The sequence below is a fragment of the Bradyrhizobium sp. 61 genome (assembly GCF_023073075.1).
In the GTDB taxonomy this organism is placed as follows: domain Bacteria; phylum Pseudomonadota; class Alphaproteobacteria; order Rhizobiales; family Xanthobacteraceae; genus Bradyrhizobium; species Bradyrhizobium barranii.
Map to the genome: position 1 here is coordinate 1 of NZ_JADPIU010000027.1, position 3,576 is coordinate 3,576.

At 61.5% G+C, this 3,576-nt stretch carries 5 protein-coding genes; all 5 read left to right on the forward strand.

The window, feature by feature from the left end:
• Positions 1–153: 153 nt before the first annotated feature.
• Positions 154–1,134 (forward strand): hypothetical protein, encoded by a 981-nt coding sequence (locus IVB46_RS09670; protein WP_247342608.1) that lies wholly within the window; start codon positions 154–156, stop codon positions 1,132–1,134.
• Positions 1,134–1,544, forward strand: coding sequence for a hypothetical protein (locus IVB46_RS09675; RefSeq protein WP_247342613.1), 411 nt, complete (start codon positions 1,134–1,136; stop codon positions 1,542–1,544). The genes IVB46_RS09670 and IVB46_RS09675 overlap by 1 nt, the downstream gene beginning before the upstream one ends.
• Before the next feature lie 2 nt (positions 1,545–1,546).
• Positions 1,547–1,873 (forward strand): hypothetical protein, encoded by a 327-nt coding sequence (locus IVB46_RS09680; RefSeq protein WP_247342616.1) that lies wholly within the window; start codon positions 1,547–1,549, stop codon positions 1,871–1,873.
• 99 nt (positions 1,874–1,972) lie between these two features.
• Positions 1,973–2,917 carry a hypothetical protein gene (locus IVB46_RS09685; RefSeq protein WP_247342619.1) on the forward strand — a complete coding sequence of 315 codons (945 nt, stop codon included), beginning with the start codon at positions 1,973–1,975 and terminating at the stop codon, positions 2,915–2,917.
• A gap of 179 nt (positions 2,918–3,096) precedes the next feature.
• A partial coding sequence (locus IVB46_RS09690; protein ID WP_247342622.1) for a DUF4043 family protein occupies positions 3,097–3,576 on the forward strand: 480 nt, incomplete at its 3' end.

The window sequence follows — 3,576 nt, forward strand, 5'->3', positions numbered from 1 at the left end:
GGCGCGGACAGCGCGGCCCTCATCATGGCCTTCATGCAGGAAATGCGGCGCGACATGAACGTGCTCGCGACCGCTTTCAACACGCCGAAGAGGCTGATCCGTGACCCGCAGACCGGCGAAATTGTCGGTATCGCCCCCATGGGAGCCCAGTAAATGGCTGTTGTGGGCGTCACGCATGCCAAGGTCGTCACGATCCCGGACGACCCCAATTATCCCGTCGGCAGCGACGAATGGAATGCAAATCACGTCATCACCGGGCTTGAAAACGTCGATAACACCTCCGACGCGAACAAGCCTGTTTCGACGGCGCAGGCGGCCGCTGATGCGGCTGTGGCGGCCAATGCGGCGAACGCAACCAATCTAACGGGCGGCACGGTTCCAGCAGCACGCATGCCGGCGCTGACCGGCGATGTGACGACTTCGGTTGGGGCAGTTGCCACGACGCTGGCGACCGTCAATTCCAACGTCGGGACATTTGGCAGCGCAACGCAGTCGGTTCAGTTTATCGTCAACGCCAAGGGGCTGATGACGGCGGCGGCCAACGTGACAATTACGCCCGCGATTGGTAGCGTGACAGGGCTTGGCTCGGGCGTCGCAACGTTCCTCGCTACGCCGTCCAGCGCCAATCTGCGGGCTGCCCTGACGGATGAGGTGGGTACGGGCGCGGCATATTTCGTCGGCGGCGCACTGGGCACGCCGGCGTCAGGTACGGCCACCAACTTCACTGGTCTGCCGCTCTCGACGGGTGTTACCGGCACGCTTCCCGTTGCCAACGGGGGCACAGGCGATACTGGAACGGCTTGGACCGTTGCCACCCCGACGGTCACCGCAACCTCCGGCACCTTCACCACTGTGTCTTGCACTTTCCATTACAAGGTTATCGGAAAATCCTGCCTCTTCTGGTGCTCTGTTGTCATCACAACTGCAGGGACGGCAAATGGCGATATTTTATTCACACTGCCTGTGACGCCGGTGGCCAATCAAGCAGGCGGCGGCAAGGAGGTGGCGGCGGTGGGCTTTCAGTTGAATTGGCAAAATGTCAGCACCGTCATGCACATTGCGAAATACGACAACTCATCAATTATTGCCGACGGGCGCACCTGCAACATATCCGGCACATTGGAGCTCGCGTAATGCCCGAAGTATCTAATGTCGTCTATTGCGACGAAGCAAGTCATCGCGTCAACGCGACCATCTCTGGCGTCGAAGGACCGGACGGAGCGCTTGTTGATTTGCGCCTCGAGGAGGTGGACATCAGCATGGACGCGCCATACCCGAACTTGATCAGGGCATGGATGGAAGCGGGAAATGCGCCGGTTCCAAAATCGGTCACGCCGCGACAAGCGCGCCTCGCGTTATTGGCGGTCGGGCTGCTCGACCAAGTGGAGTCTTCCGTTAAAGCGGCAGGCGGCGCGACCCAGATTACCTGGGAGTATGCCTCAACATTTGAACGAGGAGACCCGCTGATTACATCGATCGGTGCAAGCCTGAACTTGACGCCGGCGCAAATTGACGCGCTCTTTACTCAGGCCTCTAAGCTCTAAAAATGGCCGGTATCTTCCAACCGAACGTCTTCCAGCCCTTCGTATTTCAGGAGGATGAGCCCTCCACAACGATTGGCGGCATCGGGCACTTCCTCGAGGAGATTGAGCGGCAGAAGCAGCTCAACGCGATCACGCGCAAGATCCCCGGTCCTGTCGATCGACGGACGATCCCACGTTTCGCGCCGCTGCAAGCCCCGCCCAGCGCTCCGCCCGCACCGGTCCCCGATATGGCTGCCGTCCAGAACCAGCGCATGGCCGAGGCCGGCAGGCAGGCCGCAGTGGCAAAGCGGCGCCGCGAGGAAGAGGCGCTTTTACTTCTCGCTTCCTGAGCCGGGTTAACCAGAGCGTCCTTCCGGTGCGAAGCCGGATTCCCGCGCGCGGCGGTTTCCGCGTTCTCTGGGCCGACAGTTTCGGCAGAAGGCACGCAAATGTCTGATACGGAAGTCATTGACGCTGGCGGCACTCCCGCGCTCTCGGCGGATGAAGAGGCGTTCTTCTCAAGCGGTGGCGAAAAGTCCATCCCGGACGAAGGCGGCGCAGATGCCGGCGCTGGCAAAGGTGGCGAGGCCAAGCCAGCCGGCGGCGAAGCGAAGCCCGGCGACACCCCCAAGAACGATCACGTCCCGCTCGCGACCTTCCTGGAAGAGAAGAAGGCCCGCAAAGAGCTCTCGGGCAAGCTGACCGAGTACGAGAAGCAGATCGCCGAGTTCAAGGGCAAGTTCGCGATCATCGACCGGCTCAAGTTCGCCGGCGAGACCGAGCCGACCACTCCAGCGGGCCCGCCAAATCCCGAGGAGGACATCTTCGGCGCGGTGAAGCACGTCGGCGAAACTGTCGCACAGATGCAGAAGCGTCTCGACGACGCGGCGAAAGCAACGGCCGATGCCGAAAAGGCTGCCGCAGACGAAAAAGTATTTGTGGGCAAGTACCGCGCTGCCTGTGACGAGTTCGAGTCCACCAATTCGGATTTCAAGGCCGCGTACAATTTCCTCCTCAACTCGCGCGCGGCGGATTTGAAGGCTATCGGCTACGACACGCCGCAGGCGCTGCACAACGCGCTGATCGCCGACGAGTTCGCGATCGCTCAGATGGCGTTCGAGAAGGGCAAGAGCCCGGCCGAGCTCATTTACAATCTGGCGAATAGCCGGGGTTACAAGAAGGAAGCGGCGGCTGATCCCAACAAAGGGAAGGCGGCCGAGAAGCTGGAAGCCATCGAACGCGGGCAGGCGGCCAACAAGAGCCTGTCCAACGCGGGCGGTAGCTCCGGCGATCCTGAGATGACGGCAGAGGCGCTCATCGCGATGCCGGCAGACGAGTTCGAGGCCTGGACCAACAAGAATCCGGCCAAGGCTCGCAGACTTTTCGGCGGCTGATGTCGCCGACCTGGTGAGTGAAGAGTAGGGCCCGCGGGAGCCTCAAATCCCGTTTTCGTCTCGCTCCACGTCACGGAGCGCGTCTCCACCGAGGACGGAAAACGCCGGTGTTGCGCTCGATCGCAGCGGCTCGCGGTCAACCCACAGCACCCGATTTCCTCTTTGCGGAGACATGAAAAATGTCCGTGACGACCTATGGCGTGAATGACACGCTTTCCAACAAGCTTTGGGCCAAAAAGCTCAACGTTGAAGCGCTGAAGACGACCTATTTCGGCAAGTTCATGGGCGAGGGCTCCTCGAACATGATCCAGGTCAAGACCGAGCTTTCCCAGAACGCGGGTGACAAGATCACCATCGGTCTGCGCGTCCAGATGACCGGCGACGGTGTGACCGAGGGCCAGGTGCTTCAGGGCAACGAAGAAGCGCTTTCGACCTATTCGGACAGCCTCACCATCGGCGAGCTCGCCCATGCGGCCCGCGTCCGCAACAAGCAGACGATCGACGCGCAGCGCGTGCCGTTCAACCTCCGCAGCGAGGCCAAGGACGGTCTGGGCGATTGGTTCTCCAACCGTTTCGACACCACCATGGCGAACCATCTGGCCGGCAACACGCTGGTGACGGATGCCCGCTTCACCGGCAACAACGCGATCACCGCGCCG

Excerpts from the sequence above, each read along its gene's own strand:
- IVB46_RS09670 (WP_247342608.1), top strand. The coding sequence starts at position 154 with ATGGCTGTTGTGGGCGTCACGCATGCCAAGGTCGTCACGATCCCGGAC.
- IVB46_RS09675 (WP_247342613.1), top strand. The coding sequence starts at position 1,134 with ATGCCCGAAGTATCTAATGTCGTCTATTGCGACGAAGCAAGTCATCGC.
- IVB46_RS09680 (WP_247342616.1), top strand. The coding sequence starts at position 1,547 with ATGGCCGGTATCTTCCAACCGAACGTCTTCCAGCCCTTCGTATTTCAG.
- IVB46_RS09685 (WP_247342619.1), top strand. The coding sequence starts at position 1,973 with ATGTCTGATACGGAAGTCATTGACGCTGGCGGCACTCCCGCGCTCTCG.